The sequence below is a fragment of the Streptomyces sp. GLSS-08 genome, from assembly GCF_056387915.1.
The window spans coordinates 143,285-159,889 of the sequence record NZ_JBWJAQ010000014.1; the positions used below are offsets into that span (position 1 = coordinate 143,285).

Genomic DNA, 16,605 nt, shown 5'->3' on the forward strand with positions numbered 1-16,605 from the left:
GGTGCCCGCCGTTCCCCCCGGGGTGACGCCTGCCCACGCTCCGCATCCCCGCCCGTCCGTCCGCCGTACGCCGGGTGACGGCCCCGCGCCGGCATGCGACGCCCGCCCACGGCCGGGGTGACGCCCTCCGCGCCGGCGCGCGGTGCGCCGGCACGCGGCGCCCGCCCACGGGTCGGCGGGCCCGCCCACGGCCGGGGTGACGCCCTTCGCGCCGGCACGCGGTGCGCCTGGCACGCGGCGCCCGCCCACGGGTCGGCGGGCCCGCCCACGGCCGGGGTGACGCCCTTCGCGCCGGCACGCGGTGCGCCTGGCACGCGGCGCCCGCCCACGGGTCGGCGTGATGCCTCTCGCGCCCGCCCGCCGCGCCCGCCCCACGCCCGGGTCGCAGCCCGCGTCCCACACCGGAGCCACTCCCGTCACCGCCCTCCTCGTACCCCCGCAGCCGAGTTGCGTTCATAAAGAACGCGGCGTCCCCCGCACGCGTCACACCCCGGAAACGTTTGCGTCCCCTTTACGGCGGCAACGCGATCTACCCTGGACCCACCGCCCGGCCGACGTCGCCCGAAGGCAGACCCCCGCCCTCGTCACGACAGGAGTCCCGTGCCGCTCCGCACCTCCCGCCTCGCCGTACCACCCTGGCTCGCCCATGCGCTGCGCGCCCAGCGGGGGCCGGTCCCCTGGAGCGCGGTCGTCCGCGGGGCGCTCGCCGCCGGGCCGCTGCTCTTCGTCGCCGTGCTCGCCGGACGCCCCTCCGGCGGGGTGGCCGCCGCACTCGGGGCCATGCTCGCCGGGATCAACGACCGGCCCGGCAGCAGGCGGACCGCCGTCACACGGCTGGGTCTGCCCGCCCTCGCGGGAGCGTGTGGGCTGCTCGCCGGGACGTACGCCGGACTCCACGTCGGCGCGGTGGCGCTGACCGTGCTGCTGACCGGGCTCGGGCTGCTCGCCGGAGCCGTCAGCGCCGTCGGGCCCGTCGCCAGCGGAGCGGGCACGCAACTCCTGGTCACCGCCGCGATCGGCGCGGGGATGCCACTGCCCGAGCCCGGATGGCAGCGCGCGCTCTTCTTCCTCGCCGGGGCCGGCTGGCTGCTGGTCCTGCGGCTCGCCCTGCCGGCCCGGGCGGCCGCCACCGGCGGCGACTTCCGCTTCGACGGGGAACGGGACGCCGTCGCCGCCGTCTACGACGCCGTCGCCGCGCTGCTCGCCGCGGCCGGGGGAGCGGACGCCACCGCCCGTCGCGCCCGCCTCACCGCCGCACTCGACCACGCGCAGGACGCGCTGTCCGGACCCCGGCTGCGGCGGTACGCGAGCTCCGCGGCCGAGCGGCGGCTGCACGCGCAGTACGCCGCCGCGCTGCCCCTCGCCGAGGCCGCGACGGCGCTGGCCTGGGCCGGCGACGACGTGCCCGCGCGCGCCGCGCGGGGGCCCCGGCGGCTCGCCGCCGCGGTGCGCTCCGGCAGCCACCCGGGCCCGCTCCCCGCGCCCGCCCGCTCCGCACCCGCGCTGCGCGCGCTCGACGACGCCCTGCTGCACGCCGCGGACGCCTTCGACCGCGGCGCGGGCACCCCGCACCCCGGGAAGCCCGCCCGGCGCCGTACCGCCAAAGCCCTGCTGCGCACCGTCGTCGGCGCCGGGGGACGCGAGTACGGCCTCCGGGTCGCCCTTTCCTTCGGCGCCGCCGTCGCCGTGGCGCAGGCACTGCACCACACCCACTGGTACGGGGACCACGCGCACTGGTACTGGCTGCCCGCGACCGCCGTCTTCCTCGTCAAGCCCGACCTCGGACCGCTCGCCTCGCGCGTGCTGTGCCGGGCGGCGGGGACGGTGCTCGCAGCGGTGGTGTTCGCGGGACTCGCGGCGCTGCTGCCCCGGCCCGCCGGGCACGTCGCGCTGGTCGCCGTCTGCGGGGCGCTGATCCCCGTCGCCACCCGGCACTTCGCCGCGCAGACCGCTGTCATCACCGTCCTGGTGCTCGCCCTCGTCATGGTGGGCGGGGAGCCGCCCGCCTCCTGGAGCCGGATCGGCGAGACGCTGCTGGCCTGCGGGATCGTCCTGCTCGTCGGGCACCTGCCCGCGCCCGGCCAGCGCGGCGGGACGGTACGGGCGCGGCTCGCCCGAGCCGCACACGCGGCGGACGCCTACCTCGCGCACGTACTGGGCGACGGCACGGCCGGCGACCGGGCCGGACGGTGGGCCCTGCGCCGCGAGGCCTACCGCACGCTGGCCGAGGCCCGCACCGCGATCGACCTCGCCGCCGCCGAACTCCCCGCCCTGGCACGGCAGTCCGAGGGCACGGACGAGGTGGCCGCGGTCCTCGAACGGCTCGTCGACCTCACGACCGCCTGCGCCGTGCACCTGGACGACACCGGCCGGCTCACCTCCCGCCACACCGAGCGGATCACCGGCCTCCTCGACGAACTGGCCCGGCTCCGGGAGCAGGCGGGACTCCGGCCCTCGGAGATCCCGGACGCACGGGAGGCACCGGCCACCGCCTAGGGCACGCCCGTGCCGCGAATCCGCGTGGAAGAGAATTCTCCCCGTACGCCGATGAGTTCCGCTCCCGCCACCGGTCCACCCCTGGGAAGGCACCGTTCCAGGTCTTCCGCAGGCAGCGGGGATCTTGTCGGCAGGAGGGGCACATGACGTTTCCGCAGATCGTCTCGCGCGAGGAGTGGCGCGTCACGCGCGAGGAACTGCTCGTCAGGGAGAAGGCCGCCACACGCGCGCGTGACGCGCTCAACGCCGAACGGCGCAGACTGCCGATGGTCGAGATCGACAAGGAGTACGTGTTCGAGGGCGGTGACGGCAAGGCGACCCTGCTGGATCTCTTCGAGAGGAGGCACCAACTCGTCGTGTACCACTTCATGTTCGCGCCGGAGTGGGAGGCGGGCTGCCAGGGCTGCTCGGCGTTCCTCGACCAGATCGGCCATCTGGCCCACCTGCGGGCCCGCGGTACCGCGTTCGCCGCCGTGTCCCGGGCGCCGTACACGAAGATCCTGCCCTTCAAAGCCCGGATGGGCTGGACGCTGCCCTGGTACTCGGCCCGCGACACGGACTTCAACCAGGACTTCCAGGTGTCCTTCGGCGGCGAGGGCGACAGCGAGCCCATCGAGCGGCCGGGGATGAGCTGCTTCCTGCGCGACCGAGACCAGGTCTTCCACACGTACTCGACGTACGAGCGGGGCCTCGACGGGCTGGGATCGACGACCTCGCTGCTGGACCTCACCGCCCTGGGCCGCCAGGAGGAGTGGGAGGAGCCGCGGGGCCGGGCGTCGCTCCTGGGCGCGCCCGCGGGCAGCGAGCGGATCCGGTACCACGACGAGTACGAGGACTGACCGTCACGACTGCCTGACCGGCGAGCCCGGAGCGACGGAAGGGATCGGAAACCGTATCCGTAACGACAGAGTGTGCTACAGAGGGTGAAAATCCGTACCCCGAGACGGTGAACACGTGTCGACTGCGTATCAGTACCGTCACTTCGCGAGCCGTTCACCCCATCGTTGGCGTTTAACTCTACGAGTCGGCGCGACATGGAGGTGCAGGGTGAACGGGCGAATGGTGCTGGAGCGCTTCCCCGCCGGTGGACCGCGCGGGTCGTGGCCGGCGGAGGAGTTCGCGCAGGCGTGCCGTCTGCAGGGTCAGGCCGCGGAAGTCGTCATGGACCTCTCCACCGACGCGTTCCTGGTGATCGTGCGCGGCGCGGACGGCGTCGAGTGACCCGGGGCACGACGGGGTGACGTCACCCGGCGTCACGGGTGGGCACCTTCGCGTCGGCGGCGGGCGCGCCCGTGTCCTGGACGGGCACCCTCGCGTCGGCGTCCCACTCGGACACCTTCGCGTCGGTGGTGGGGGCGTCGGCGTCCTGGAGGGGATCTCTCGCGTGCGCGTCCCCGGTCGGCAGCCCGGCCGTGAACTGCTCCGCCTGAAGCCCGTACAGCTCCGCATAGACACCGCCCCTGGCCAGCAGCTCCTCGGGGCTGCCGGACTCCACGAGACGGCCCTGCGCCAGCACGTGCACCAGATCGGCGTGGCGTACCGACGCCAGCCGGTGCGTGATCAGGACGACCGTCTGGCCGGTACCCGCCAGGGCGCGGATCTTCTCGAAGACCTCCAGCTCGGCCCGTGCGTCGAGCGCCGCCGTCGGCTCGTCCACGATCAGGATCCGCCCCCGCCGGTACGCCGCACGCGCGATCCCCAGCCGCTGCCACTGGCCGCCCGACAGCTCGTGGCCGCCGCTGAAGCCGCGCGCGAGGAGGGTGTCGAGGCCGCGCGGCAGATCCGCCACGACGTCCTGCGCCCCGGCCTCGGCGACCGATGAGGCGAGCCGTTCGTCGGTGAGCGGCGCCGAGGCACGGCCCACCGCCACATTGACGCGGGCCGTGAACGGCCACCGCTTGAAGTCCTGCGCCACCATCGCGATGCGCTCGGCGAGCCCGCGCCGGTCCGCGGTCGCCGCGTCCACGTCGTCCCACAGGATCCGCCCGTGATCGGGCGTGTACAGCCCGGCGAGCAGCTTGATCAGGGTCGTCTTCCCCGAACCGTTCTCGCCGACGAGCGCCACGATCCTGCCCAGCGGCAGCGTGAGGCTGACGTCGTCCAGGGCGGGCCGGGCCGCCTTGCCCGGATAGGTGAAGGTGACGTTCTCGAAGCGGATCTCGCGCGGTTCCTCCGGCAACGGGTCGCCGCCCTCGGGAATCGCGCGCTGCGCCGCCTCGACGTACAGGCGTTGCAGGTCGCCCACGAACAGGGCGTCCTCGTGGAGGGAGTTGACCTCCAGCACGAGGGTGTCGAGGCTCGCCGAGCCGGTGCGGATCGCGATGACCGCCGTACCGGCCACGGAGAGCGCCATCGTGCCGCCCAGCAGCAGCCCGCCGAGGGTCGCGTACGTCGCCACCGTGGCGAGGCCCGTCCAGGCCGCCGCGATCAGGCCCGTACGCGCGGCCAGGCGGGCCAGCCGGGCCTGTTCCGACTCCGCCGTCTCGGACATGGAGCGGAAGTGGCGCAGCAGGAAGGGCCCGACGCCGTGCACGCGGATCTCCGGGGCCGCGGCCGGCTCGGTGAGCAGGTTGCCGATGAGCCGTCCGGCCCGGGCGTGCTGCACCCAGGCGTGGAACGACTCGTACCTGCGCCGGGCGATCGTCAGGGCGCTCCACGCGCTCGGCAGCGTCATCATGACGAGGAGCGGCAGCAGCGCGGGATGCAGCACCGTGAGCACGCCCGCCGCGGCGACGAGCGAGATCATCGCGTTCACGACCTGCGTGGAGATGGAGATCATGCGCCGGGCGGACGAGGCGCCGTACTGGGCGGTGTCCAGCAGCTTGTGGAACGCGTCGTCCTCGATCGCGGAGAGCTCCACGGCCGCCGCCCGCTCCAGGTACAGCTCCGTCGCCACCCGTTCGACCTTCGGCTCCAGCCGGCCGGTGGCGTAGGTCGAGGCGGCCCGCAGCAGGGCGGCGAGCAGCATGACCCCGGCGACCGTGACCAGCGCCGGGACAGCGCCGTGCAGTCGGTCCTCGACCGGTCCGCCCGTCATCAGCCGGCCCAGCACGCTGTTGACCGCCAGCAGGCCCACCGCCTGCGCCGCACCGCGGGCGATCTCGGCGCTCAGCACGATCCGGGCGGCGCGGCGGTCCGCCTGCCAGGCCAGCCGGAAGCTGGACGAGAGCAGGGTGGGAAGCCGCGTCACCATGGCGCGGAAGCCCAGTTCCAGGAAGGCGTCCGAGTGCTGCGACCAGCCCATGTCGTAGCGCAGTGGGCCGCCGAAGAGCAGGCGTTCCGAGTCGGACGGCGACGGATCGGTGTCGTCGCGCTTCTTTCCCACCGGTGACCTCCCCCGAGTGCGCACGCACGGTGCCCTCCCCAGGAATGGGGGCCTCCACCCGTACCGGCGGCGGGGATTGCGGCGGACCGAAGCACTTCGGACACCGGGGGTTCACGCCGTCGGCGCCCGCCGGTGTCTCCGCGCGGGAGTGCGCCGCGAGACGGTGACGGAGCGGAGGGGGCGCGGCAGGCGGCTCTCAGGCACCGATGGAGTGCGACCAGGGCGGTGGGGTGCCCATGACGCGGCATACGGCCAGGTACAGCGGGATCGGCGGAGTGTACGGAACCGTACTCTCCGGTTTGTGTATGAGCCCGGGAATGGAGGGTGCCTCCGGTACGACCGCCCCCGTGGCGTACCGGGCGGGCGCGGGCCAGTCCAGGGCGACGTCCGAGTCGGAGGGGACGATCCACCACCACTGGGCCGGGTCCGCGTACACGCAGCCGACGCGCGGCAGACGGGACAGCAGGACCGGGCCGAAGTGCGCGGGTACCGCCACCGCGTCGCAGCCGAGCGGCACCGTCATGCCGTCGGGTATGGGGAGTCTTCTGGGTGCCCCCGGTGAGCGCTGTTCCCGCTTGAGGCGGACCAGCGTCTCCAAGGTCAGAACAGGGGCCGTCCCGGTCGACGCCGCCCTCACACCCATTCGGCCCCCGTCCCCCGGAACGCCTGTGTCCCGGAACCCCGGCCGTCGGCCGGGGGCTTCTTGGCGCTCCAGCCGAGGTCCGAACGCGCCTGCGTGTCCGGTTCCCGGCCCCCCGAGCGGCCCGGGACTCCGGAGTGCGGCGCCTGCGCGCCGGTCGGCCGGCAGGCGTGCGGCACGGTCGCCGCGCGGGGCGGCTCCGTCGCGTGCGGCAAACCGTCCGCCAGGTGCGGCAGGTCCTCCTCCGCCGGGTGCGGCAGCGCCAGCGTCAGGTACGGCTGTTCCTCCGCCAGGTGCGGCAGGTCCTCCGCCAGGTACGGCTGGTCGTCCGGCACGTACGGCTGGTCCGCCGCGTCGATCGCGAAGAGGTCGTCCGCCGCATCCGCCAGGTCCGTGAGGTCCGCGGTCGGATCCGTGGTGTGCGTGGCGTCCGCCGTGCGGGGCAGCTCCGCCCAGACCAGCAGGCCGGGCCCGTGCTCCTGGGCACCCCAGGCGCGGCAGACGGCCGCCACGAGCATCAGGCCCCGGCCGTGCTCGTCCTCGGCCCCCTGCGGAGAGGGCCGCGGCTCGCCCGGAGCGCACCCCTCGTCACGTACGGCTATCCGCACCAGATTGTCGCCGTCGTGCAGCTCGCACACGATGCTGCGGCTCGCGGTGTGGACGATCGCGTTGGTGACCAGTTCGGAGACGACGAGGTCCGCCGTGTCGCACGTGTCCGCGCACACCTCCCAGCCCGACAGCCGGGCATGGGTCAGGCGCCGGGCCTGTCTCACAGAACCCGGGTGTGCGGCCAGCTCGAAGCGGAACCGGCGCTCCGCGGTCGCATCGGGGCGCACCCCTGCTGCGGCACGGAGACCGGTCCGGTCTGCGGCGGCGTCTGTTCCTAACGGCGCGGACGGAGTCACGCTTGCCACTATCGCCCCGCCGTGAACACTTGGCAAGTGTCACTCTGAAAATTGCAGAGTGCCGCATGACTCCGTGAAGGGCCATGGCACACTGCTCGCAACAGCACATCGAGCGGCGCCAGTTGGAATCCGGGAAAAGGACTCCGAACGGCGCCGCCCGGGCTGTCCGGACTCAGTGGAGGTGGGACGTGAGCGAACCGCGGTCCGCGCCGACGGTCGGCCAGGTCGTTCTCGGCCGGCGTTTGCTGGACCTGCGGGAACGCGCGGGTCTGAAGCGTGAGGAGGCCGCGCGCATCCTGCGTGTCGCACCCGCCACGGTCCGCCGTATGGAGATGGCCGAGGTCGGCCTGAAGATTCCGTACCTCCAGCTCCTGCTGAAGTCGTACGGCGTCTGTGACGAGGAGGCCGAGGGCTTCGTCCAGCTGGCCGAGGAGGCCAACAAGCCCGGCTGGTGGCAGCGGTTCCACGACATCCTGCCGGGCTGGTTCTCGATGTACGTCAGCCTGGAGGGCGCGGCGGCGGTGATCCGCTCGTACGAGCCCCACTTCGTGCCCGGGCTGCTGCAGACCGAGGACTACGCCCGGGGCGTCCTGAAGTCGGGCGCCATCGGCCAGACGCAGCCCGACGACATCGAGCGCCATGTCGCGCTGCGCATGCAACGGCAGAATCTGCTCACTCGCAAGGACGCTCCCCGGCTGTGGGCCGTGATGGACGAGACGGCCCTGCACCGCCCCGTCGGCGGCCCCGAGGTCATGCGCGCCCAGATCGACAAGCTGCTCCAGGCCACGAAGCTGCCCAACGTGACACTGCAGATCGCCCCCTTCTCGTCGGGGCCGCACCCCGGCACGTACGGGCCCTTCGTGCTGTTCCGCTTCGCCATGCCTGAACTGCCCGACATGGTCTACAGCGAGTACCTGACCGGTGCCGTCTACCTGGACGCGCGCTCCGAGGTGGCGACCCATCTCGAGGTCATGGACCGCATGGCGGCCCAGGCCGCCACGGCACATCGCACGAAGGAGATCCTGCGGGACCTCCGCAAGGAGCTGTGAATGGAACGCATCAAGCCGCGGATACGCACCATGCGGATCTACAACGGCATGCCCGCCCGCGAGCTGGGCAGCGAGGGCTGGCACAAGCCGTGGAGCGGCGGCAACGGCGGCAACTGCCTGGAGGCGATGAAGCTCGACGACGGCCGGATCGCCGTCCGTCAGTCCGCGGACCCCGACGGGCCCGCGCTGATCTACACGCCCGGCGAGATGACCGCCTTCATCCAGGGCGCCAAGGCAGGGGAGGCGGACTTCCTGCTGTCCTGAGCGGTCCTGCCTCCCGTTACGCCTCCTCACGGCGCTGAGCCGCCACCCTCGCGACCTGGGCCGGGGTCCGTTCACCCCGGCGGCAGCAGCCCGCACAGCGCGTCGAGCGCGGCGCCGTACGCGTGCTCCGCGGGGGTCGCGTAGCCCACGACCAGGCCGTCCGGCGCGGACGTCGTCGCCTGCGGATGACGGAATCCTGTGAGCCCGTCGAGGGCGACCCCCTGCCAGGCGGCGGCCTTGAGCACGGAGGCTTCGGTGCCGGACGGCAGCCGCAGGACCGCGTGCAGACCGGCCGCGATCCCGGTGACCTCGACCTGCGGCGCGTGGGTGGCGAGCGCGTCGACGAGCCGGTCGCGCCGCCCCCGGTACCGCTGCCGCATCCGCCGCACATGACGGTCGTACGACCCGCAGGCCACGAAGTCCGCCAGCGTCAGCTGGTCCAGAACGCTCACCCACGCCTCCCGCTCGCCCTTGGCCGCGAGCACCCCGTCGACGTACCGCTCCGGAAGGACCATCCATCCCAGCCGCAGCGCGGGGGACAGGCTCTTGCTGACGGAGCCGATGTACACGACGCGCTCCGGGTCCAGTCCCTGCACGGCGCCGACGGGCTTGCGGTCGTAACGGAACTCCCCGTCGTAGTCGTCCTCCAGGACCACCCCTCCACGCGCGCGTGCCCAGTCGATCAGCGCGGCCCGCCTTGACGGGTGGAGCGGTCCGCCGGTGGGGAACTGGTGCGCGGGCGTGAGGAGTACGGCCCGTTCCCGGCCCAACCGGCCGACCCGGGCGCCGTCTTCGTCCAGGGGCAGCGGCACCGTGCGTACCGACGCGCCGCTCAGCAGCTCGCGATGGAAGCCGAGGCCGTACGACTCCACGGCCAGCGGTCCCCGCAGCACCGCGTCCGGGCCCGTGAACAGCAGCCGCAGCGCGTGCGCGAAGCCCGAGCAGACCACGATCCGTTCCGGGTCGGCGCGCACCCCCCGCGCGCGTGCCAGGTAGGCGGCGAGGGCGGCGCGCAGTTCGACGCGGCCGGCCGGATCGCCGGGGCCGAAGACCTCGCTCGGCGCCTGCTGGAGCGCCCGCCGGTACGACGCGAGCCAGGCGGCGCGCGGGAACGACGACGCGTCCGGCGTGCCCTGCCGCAGATCGTGCCGGGGGCCACGCGCGCGTGGAGGCGCCTTCTTCGGTACGCGCGTGCCGGTGCCCAGCGGTTCGGCGCGCTCGGCGACGCGGGTGCCGGAACCCTGGAGGGCGGTGAGCCAGCCCTCGGCGACCAGTTCGGCGTACGCGTCGGCGACCGTGTTGCGGGCCACGCCGAGGTCGGCGGCGAGCGAGCGGTACGGCGGCAGGCGCGTGCCCGGCACCAGCCGGCCCGACCGGACGGCCTCGCGCAGCGCACGGGCCAGCGCCGCCCGACGGCCGCCCGCCCCCGCCCCGGACATCTCCAGATGCAGATCCGCACCGATCCGCTCCGCCGAATTGACCCAGGATTCCGCCACGGGAATGCACCCTACAGCGGGTCTTTCAGGCCCGTAGATTCATGGTCATGACGACGAACGAGATGAACACGACGACGGTCACGGCGAACACGGACTCGACGACGACGGCGCTGACGGCGGCGGACGGGACCCCGCGTGCGGCGGACGCCGCGGGCACTCCGGCGGCCGGGAGCGGCTCCACCCGCCTCGACTTCGCGAAGGCCGCCCCGAAGGTCTTCCGGGCCCTGATCGGTTTCGACGCGGCGGCCCGTGAAGGACTCGACCCGGCCCTCGTCGAACTCGTCCAGATCCGGGCCTCGCACCTCAATCGCTGCGCCTACTGCCTCCACATGCACACCAACGACGCCCGCAAGGCGGGCGAGAGCGAGGACCGCCTGCACATGGTCCCGGTGTGGCGCGAGGCCCGTCACTTCTTCACCCCGAAGGAGCGCGCGGCGCTGGCGCTCACGGAGGCGGTCACCCTCGTCGCCGGCTCGGGGGTCCCCGACGACGTCTACGCGGAGGCCGCCGCCCACTTCGACGACCAGGAACTGGCCCACGTCCTCGCCCTGATCTTCACGATCAACACCTGGAACCGGGTTGCCCTGTCGACGGCGAAGCAGGCCGGCACGGACACCCGCGGCTGAGCACGCACGCGCCGACCGCCCGCCGGAACCCGCGGCCGTCCCGGCCGGGCTCGGTTCCGGTGGGCGGGCTGCGGCAGCCGGTCGGGTGGCAGAGGGTCCGCCGGTCACGCGGCGGCGGGCCGGCTACGCCGTCATCGGGCGGTCGTACGGTCCGATGGGCGCCGGCAGCCGCGAGTGGCCGGTCAGGTGGCGGTCGACCGCGGCCGCCGTCGCCCGGCCCTCGGCGATGGCCCAGACGACGAGGGACTGCCCGCGGGCGGCGTCGCCGGCGACGTACACACCGGGCACGTTGGTCGCGAAGTCCGCGTCGCGGTCGATCGTGCCGCGGGGGCCGACCGCGAGACCGAGCCGGTCGATCAGGCCGTCATGGGGGTCCGGCCCGAAGAATCCGAGAGCGAGCAGGACCAGATCGACGGGCAGGACGCGCTCGGACCCCGGAACCGGGCGGCGCAGCTCGTCCACCTCGACCAGGTGCAGTGCGCGGACATGCCCCCGCGAGTCCCCGGTGAAGCGCAGCGTGGAAGCCGCGAAGAGCCGCGCGTCCGCGTCCGCCGCCGGTGACGTCTCCAGGTCGCGGGCCTCCTCGTGCGCGGCGGAGAGCCGGTAGATCTTCGGGTACGTCGGCCACGGCTCGACGTCCTCGTCGCGAGCCGCGCCCGGCTGGGCGTAGATGTCCAGCTGCGTCACGGACGCGGCGCCCTCGCGCACGGCGGTGCCCAGGCAGTCGGCGCCGGTGTCCCCGCCACCCACGATGACGACGTGCTTCCCCGCCGCGGACAGCGGCGAGACCTCCAGATCCCCCTCGCACACCCGGTCGGCGAGCGGCAGATACTCCATCGCCTGATGGATGCCGGTCAACTCCCGTCCAGGTACCGGAAGTTCGCGCCAGGCGGTGGCACCCAGGGCGAGTACGACGGCGTCGTAGCGCGCCCGCAGCTCCTTGGCGTCGACATCCCGCCCGACCGCCACCGACGTACGGAACCTGGTTCCCTCGGCCCGCATCTGGTCGAGCCGCCGGTCCAGCTGCCGCTTCTCCATCTTGAACGCGGGGATGCCGTACCGCAGCAGGCCGCCGATCCGGTCGGCCCGCTCGTACACGGCGACGGTGTGCCCGGCCCGCGTCAGCTGCTGGGCCGCCGCCAGCCCGGCGGGACCCGAGCCGATCACGGCGACCGTGTGTCCGGAGAGCCGGTCCGGCGGGCGCGGTGGCGCGAAACCGTCCTCCCAGGCCCGGTCCGCGATGGCGACCTCGACGTTCTTGATGGTGACGGCGGGCTGGTTGATCGCGAGCACGCATCCCGCCTCGCACGGCGCGGGACACAGCCGGCCCGTGAACTCGGGAAAGTTGTTCGTCGCGTGCAGCCGGTCGCTCGCCGCCCGCCAGTCGTCCCGGGACACCAGGTCGTTCCACTCCGGGATCAGATTGCCCAGGGGGCAGGAGTCGTGACAGAAGGGGATCCCGCAGTCCATGCAGCGGTCGGCCTGCACGCCGATGATCGGCAGGAGCGCCCCGGGGACGTACACCTCGTCCCAGTCCCGCACCCGCTCCGCGACGGGCCGACGGGGCCATTCCTCGCGCGAAGTGGTGAGAAAACCCCTGGGATCGCCCATGGCCGTCTCCCTCGTGTGCGCGTGACGGGGGGCGTGCTCTTTCGGCCACGATACGGCGTCACCGCACCCCGCGCCGCTCGGCTCCGCCCACCGGTTTCCGCTGCTCCGGGGGCCTGTCGACAAGGGCTGGGCTCGGCGCTGCTGGAGTCGGCGCGGCTGGAGTCGGCGCGGCTGGAGTCGGCGCGGCTGGAGTCGGCTGGGCCGGGGTCGGCTGGGCTCGGCTCAGGCGAGGGCGAGCACGTACGACATCGCGGCCGCGGCCGACGCGACCGTACGGACGTGGTTCCACCTCGTCCACTCGCGCACATAGGCGGGCCAGTACGCGGCGGCCTCCGCGGTGCCGGGATCCAGCTTGGCGAGCTTCTCGTTGCGCGGGACGTTGGCGACGGCCGTCACGCCGAACGAGCCGAACAGATACAGTGCGCTGCCCAGCAGCAACTCCACCGTGCCCTCGTCCGGCCACACGACGAAGGTGATCACCGTCAGCACCGCACACAGCACGGTCGTCCCCACGAACACGAGCATGAAGGCCGGAGTTGTCGCCGCCCCGTTGATCGCCCGCATGGCGGCCGCCCCCTGCGTCGCGGGCAGCTTGGCGAGCCCCTTCATCACGAACGCGGAGAACCCGCAGAAGACGCCCGCCACCAGACCGGTGCCGAGCACACCCAGCACCGTCAGCACGAAGTACGGCCCATCGATCATGTCAATTCCCCCGTCCGGCCCCAACCAGATCCTGCCCAACACCCACCGTCACGACTAGTGAAGCCTGCCGCTGCCCCCGTGACCATGGCCGAGCTGCGCAGGAGCATGCGCGAACGTCCACGGCCACCGGTTTCGAGATGCCTGCCCGCCGATGCCGCGACCGCTTGGAACTGCTCCGCCCGGCACCGGCCTCGCCCGTGAGGGCAGGTCGTGAGCGGGGCATCATGGCCCTGTGCGACTCGAAGCGATCACCTGGGAACGGCTCGGCGACCTGCTCGCCGAGCGCCTCCTCGACCTGAAACCGGACGACGGCAGTCCCTGGCCGCGCATCGCCTTCGACGGGGCACCGGCCGCCCGCCCCGGCGACCTCGCACACCGGGTGTCGGAGGCGCTGCGCATCCGCGGCAGGGCCTCACTGGTCGTCGGAACCGAAGGATTCCTGCGGCCGGCCTCGCTCCGCTTCGAGTACGGGCACCAGGACGCCGACGCCTACTACGACGGCTGGTTCGACACCGGCGCCCTGTGGCGGGAGGTCTTCGGCCGTCTGGAACCAGGCGGCGACGGCCGTGTCCTGCCCGACCTCTGGGACCCGGCGGCCGACCGGGCCACCCGCAGTCCCTACATCCAACTCCCGCCCGGCGGGCTACTGTTGCTGCACGGGCCCCTCCTTCTGCACCACTGGTTCCCCTTCGATCTGACCGTCCACGTCCGCCTCTCGCCGGCCGCCCTGCACCGCCGCACTCCCGAGGGTGAACGCTGGAGTCTGCCCGCCTTCGAGCGCTACGAGGCCGAGGCGGATCCGGGTGCCGCGGCCGACGTCCTGGTGCGGGCCGACGATCCGCGCCACCCGGCGTGGAACGGCTGACCGGGATCGCCCGCCCCAAGGGCTTTTATATGCACGTGCATGTAGTTAGTCTGGGTCCCATGACACAGGCTTCCGATCATCCCGTCTCCTTCAGCGACTCCGTCCGGGCTCTCCTCGACGGCAAGAACTTCGCCGCCGTAGCCACCCTCGGCCCCGACGGCGCTCCCCAGAACTCGGTGGTCTGGATCAAACGCGAGGGCGACACCGTGCTCTTCTCGTCCACCGCCCGCCGGCAGAAGGTGCGCAACCTGATGCGCGACGCCCGCATCAGCCTCTCGGTCTTCGACCTCGCCAACCCCTACACCTCCGTCGAGATACGCGGCACCGCCGAGATCCTTCCCGACGAGCGCAAGCGCCTGCCGCACGAGCTCTCGCACAAGTACCTCGGCATCGACCCGCCCGGCGAGAAGGACGACGAGGTCCGCGTCATCATCCGCGTCGTCCCCGAGAAGGTCGTGGGCTTCTCCGCCTGATGCCCGCAGGGGCCGGCCGGCACCAGGCGGACGCCCGCCGCGGACGCCCGCCGCGGACGCCCGCCGCGGGCGGCCGGCCCCGCAGGCCCGCGGTCTCCGGGTGCGTGGCCCCCGGAACACGGAGAGAATGTAGGGCGCCGGGACTAGCGGCGCCCACCCGCGCCGCGCCGGCCGTCCGGCACCGGGAGGTACCCCATGACCACCGCCGGAGACATCATGCACCGCGGTGCCCAGTGGATTCCCGCGCACGAGACGCTGGACCGCGCCGCCCAGCTGATGCGCGAACTCAACGTGGGCGCGCTGCCCATCAGCGACGAGAACGAACGACTGTGCGGCATCCTCACGGACCGCGACATCGTCATCGGCTGCGTGGCCATGGGCCATGACCCGGCCCGGGTCACCGCGGGCGAGATGGCTCAGGGCACGCCGCGCTGGATCGACGCGGACTCCGACGTCGGCGAGGTGCTCGCGGAGATGCGCGGGCACCAGATCCGCCGTCTTCCCGTCATCGAGAACAAGCGTCTCGTCGGCATGATCAGCGAAGCCGACCTGGCCGAACATCTGACGGACGACCAGCTGGCCTCCTGGGTCGAGGGCGTCTATGCGAGGAGCACGGCTCACTGACGCACGGCTCGCTGACGCGGTCATGAGAAGACGGAGCCCTTCGTCCGGACGCCCGTGCCGGGCGAGAGGTTTCAGAGCCAGCCGTTGCGCCGGAAGCCCCGGTAGAGGGATAGGCACGCCGTGCTGATCACGCCCAGGACCAAGCCGTAGCCGTACTTCCAGTGCAGCTCGGGCATGTGGTCGAAGTTCATGCCGTACACCCCGCAGACCATCGTCGGCACGGCGATCACCGCGGCCCATGCGGTGATCTTCCGCATGTCCTCGTTCTGCGCGACCGTCACTTGGGCGAGATGCGCCTGCAGGATCGAGTTGAGCAGCTCGTCGAACGCCGCTATCTGCTCGGTGACGCGCAGCAGATGGTCAGAGACATCCCGGAAGTAGGCCTGTATCTCCGGGTCGATCACCCGCATCGGCCGGGACACCAGCTCGAGAAGGGGGCGGCTCAGGGGGGCCACGGCCCGCTTCAGCTCCAGCAGTTCACGCTTGAGCTGATAGATGCGCCCCGGGTCGGTCCGCGCGCCGTTCTCCGCGAAGACGTCGGTCTCGACCTGGTCGATGTCCGCGTGCACGGCGTCCGTGACGGTCAGGTAGTCGTCGACGACGTGGTCCGCGATCGCGTGCAGCACCGCGGCCGGGCCCTTGGCCAGTTGGCCGGGGTCGGCCTCCAGCTCCTCGCGCAGCGGGCCGAGCGAGCCGTGCCGCCCGTGCCGCACGGTGATCACGAATTCCTGGCCGACGAACACCATGATCTCGCCGGTGTCGACCACCTCGCTGGTCGCCGTCAGCTCCGCGTGCTCGACGTAGCAGACCGTCTTGAAGACCGCGAACAGCGTCTCCCCGTAACGCTCCACCTTCGGGCGCTGATGGGCGTGCACCGCGTCCTCGACCGCCAGTGGATGCAGGTCGAAGAGCTCGGCCACGCCGGCGAACTCCCGGACCGTCGGCTCGTGCAGCCCGACCCAGACGAAGCCGTCGCCGTGCCTGCGCACCTCCTTCACGGCGTCGACCAGATCGCCACTGCCGGGGACGCGGACTCCGTCCTTGTACGTCACGCAGTTGACCACGGCGGAGCCCAGCGGGGACCGCGCGGGGTGGCTCAGGTCGACCCGCGGCCGCCGCCGCGCGAGCCGTGCCACTCTGCGGAGGCCCCCGGCCCTGCCGAGGCTCGTGACCTTCCGCAGATTCCCTGCCATGGACATCTGGATCTCCTCGCGTGGATCTCCTCGCGCCGCGATTGCGCCTTTCCGCGGCCAGTCTGCCAGGACGGCCCGGGGGCCGGGAAAGCCTGTGGGAACGGAGTATTCCGCTTCACTTCGCGGAATGGCCCTCCCGGGTCGCCCGGCCCGCCTTCCGTTTCGCCGATCGAGCTCGCGCTCCCTTTCGGTCGTCAAGTCCGGCCTCCCCTTCGTGGGCCGGGTCGCGCACTCCGTCTCTCCGACCGAGGTCGTGGGCTGTCATGAGCGCTCCGTGTGCGGCGAGGGCCGGGCGCCCGGACCCGGGTGCGTCAACCGCGCCGGATAAGTCGGGCA

General features: G+C 73.0%; 16 protein-coding genes. 9 read left to right on the forward strand and 7 right to left on the reverse strand.

Annotated features, from left to right (window positions below):
• The first annotated feature begins 600 nt into the window (after positions 1-600).
• The 3 genes from AC0ZLC_RS24530 to AC0ZLC_RS24540 all read left to right on the forward strand — a co-directional run bounded on the left by AC0ZLC_RS24530 (position 601) and on the right by AC0ZLC_RS24540 (position 3,717).
• Positions 601-2,496 carry an FUSC family protein gene (locus AC0ZLC_RS24530; protein ID WP_476754111.1) on the forward strand — a complete coding sequence of 632 codons (1,896 nt, stop codon included), beginning with the start codon at positions 601-603 and terminating at the stop codon, positions 2,494-2,496.
• Between the two features lie 143 nt (positions 2,497-2,639).
• On the forward strand, positions 2,640-3,335 hold the full coding sequence (locus tag AC0ZLC_RS24535) for a DUF899 domain-containing protein (RefSeq protein WP_476754112.1): 696 nt from the start codon (positions 2,640-2,642) through the stop codon (positions 3,333-3,335).
• Positions 3,336-3,543: 208 nt separating this feature from the next.
• Positions 3,544-3,717, forward strand: coding sequence for a hypothetical protein (locus AC0ZLC_RS24540; RefSeq protein WP_355785619.1), 174 nt, complete (start codon positions 3,544-3,546; stop codon positions 3,715-3,717).
• Between the two features lie 22 nt (positions 3,718-3,739).
• On the opposite strand, the gene AC0ZLC_RS24545 is transcribed toward AC0ZLC_RS24540, so the two are convergent.
• The 3 genes from AC0ZLC_RS24545 to AC0ZLC_RS24555 form a co-directional block, all read right to left on the reverse strand.
• Entirely contained in the window at positions 3,740-5,821 is a 2,082-nt protein-coding gene (locus AC0ZLC_RS24545) for an ABC transporter ATP-binding protein (RefSeq protein WP_476754113.1), read from the reverse strand.
• Between the two features lie 196 nt (positions 5,822-6,017).
• A complete protein-coding gene (locus AC0ZLC_RS24550; RefSeq protein WP_476754114.1) occupies positions 6,018-6,464 on the reverse strand; it encodes a hypothetical protein in 447 nt (148 codons plus the stop codon).
• Entirely contained in the window at positions 6,455-7,234 is a 780-nt protein-coding gene (locus tag AC0ZLC_RS24555; protein ID WP_476754162.1) for an ATP-binding protein, read from the reverse strand. Before AC0ZLC_RS24555 ends, AC0ZLC_RS24550 begins: the two co-directional genes overlap by 10 nt.
• Positions 7,235-7,554: 320 nt before the next feature.
• On the opposite strand from AC0ZLC_RS24555, the gene AC0ZLC_RS24560 reads away from it, so the two are divergent.
• Together AC0ZLC_RS24560 and AC0ZLC_RS24565 are read left to right on the forward strand one after the other, a co-directional pair.
• Entirely contained in the window at positions 7,555-8,415 is an 861-nt protein-coding gene (locus tag AC0ZLC_RS24560) for a helix-turn-helix domain-containing protein (RefSeq protein ID WP_476754115.1), read from the forward strand.
• Positions 8,416-8,679 carry a DUF397 domain-containing protein gene (locus AC0ZLC_RS24565; RefSeq protein ID WP_476754116.1) on the forward strand — a complete coding sequence of 88 codons (264 nt, stop codon included), beginning with the start codon at positions 8,416-8,418 and terminating at the stop codon, positions 8,677-8,679. It abuts the gene before it with no gap.
• 71 nt (positions 8,680-8,750) lie between these two features.
• Here the strand turns inward: AC0ZLC_RS24565 and pdxR are convergent, their stop codons facing one another.
• Complete coding sequence (gene pdxR / locus AC0ZLC_RS24570) at positions 8,751-10,175, reverse strand: MocR-like pyridoxine biosynthesis transcription factor PdxR (RefSeq protein ID WP_476754117.1); 1,425 nt, start codon at positions 10,173-10,175, stop codon at positions 8,751-8,753.
• A 41-nt stretch (positions 10,176-10,216) separates the two neighbouring features.
• Between pdxR and AC0ZLC_RS24575 the strand changes: the two genes are divergently transcribed.
• A complete protein-coding gene (locus AC0ZLC_RS24575) occupies positions 10,217-10,801 on the forward strand; it encodes a carboxymuconolactone decarboxylase family protein (protein WP_476754118.1) in 585 nt (194 codons plus the stop codon).
• 123 nt (positions 10,802-10,924) lie between these two features.
• Here the strand turns inward: AC0ZLC_RS24575 and AC0ZLC_RS24580 are convergent, their stop codons facing one another.
• Complete coding sequence (locus AC0ZLC_RS24580) at positions 10,925-12,412, reverse strand: glutamate synthase subunit beta (protein WP_476754119.1); 1,488 nt, start codon at positions 12,410-12,412, stop codon at positions 10,925-10,927.
• Between the two features lie 222 nt (positions 12,413-12,634).
• Positions 12,635-13,114: an anthrone oxygenase family protein gene (locus tag AC0ZLC_RS24585; RefSeq protein WP_476754120.1), complete on the reverse strand. Its 480-nt coding sequence runs from the start codon at positions 13,112-13,114 to the stop codon at positions 12,635-12,637.
• Between the two features lie 232 nt (positions 13,115-13,346).
• Here AC0ZLC_RS24585 and AC0ZLC_RS24590 point away from each other — a divergent pair, with 232 nt between their 5' ends.
• From AC0ZLC_RS24590 to AC0ZLC_RS24600, 3 genes are all read left to right on the forward strand, one after another.
• Entirely contained in the window at positions 13,347-13,979 is a 633-nt protein-coding gene (locus tag AC0ZLC_RS24590; RefSeq protein ID WP_476754121.1) for a nucleoside/nucleotide kinase family protein, read from the forward strand.
• Positions 13,980-14,038: 59 nt separating this feature from the next.
• The gene (locus AC0ZLC_RS24595) at positions 14,039-14,452 is read left to right on the forward strand and encodes a PPOX class F420-dependent oxidoreductase (protein WP_388789799.1); all 414 of its coding nucleotides are present in this window, start codon (positions 14,039-14,041) and stop codon (positions 14,450-14,452) included.
• A 195-nt stretch (positions 14,453-14,647) separates the two neighbouring features.
• On the forward strand, positions 14,648-15,076 hold the full coding sequence (locus AC0ZLC_RS24600) for a CBS domain-containing protein (protein WP_476754122.1): 429 nt from the start codon (positions 14,648-14,650) through the stop codon (positions 15,074-15,076).
• Between the two features lie 71 nt (positions 15,077-15,147).
• Here the strand turns inward: AC0ZLC_RS24600 and AC0ZLC_RS24605 are convergent, their stop codons facing one another.
• Positions 15,148-16,275 carry a magnesium and cobalt transport protein CorA gene (locus AC0ZLC_RS24605; protein ID WP_476754123.1) on the reverse strand — a complete coding sequence of 376 codons (1,128 nt, stop codon included), beginning with the start codon at positions 16,273-16,275 and terminating at the stop codon, positions 15,148-15,150.
• Between the last annotated feature and the right edge of the window lie 330 nt (positions 16,276-16,605).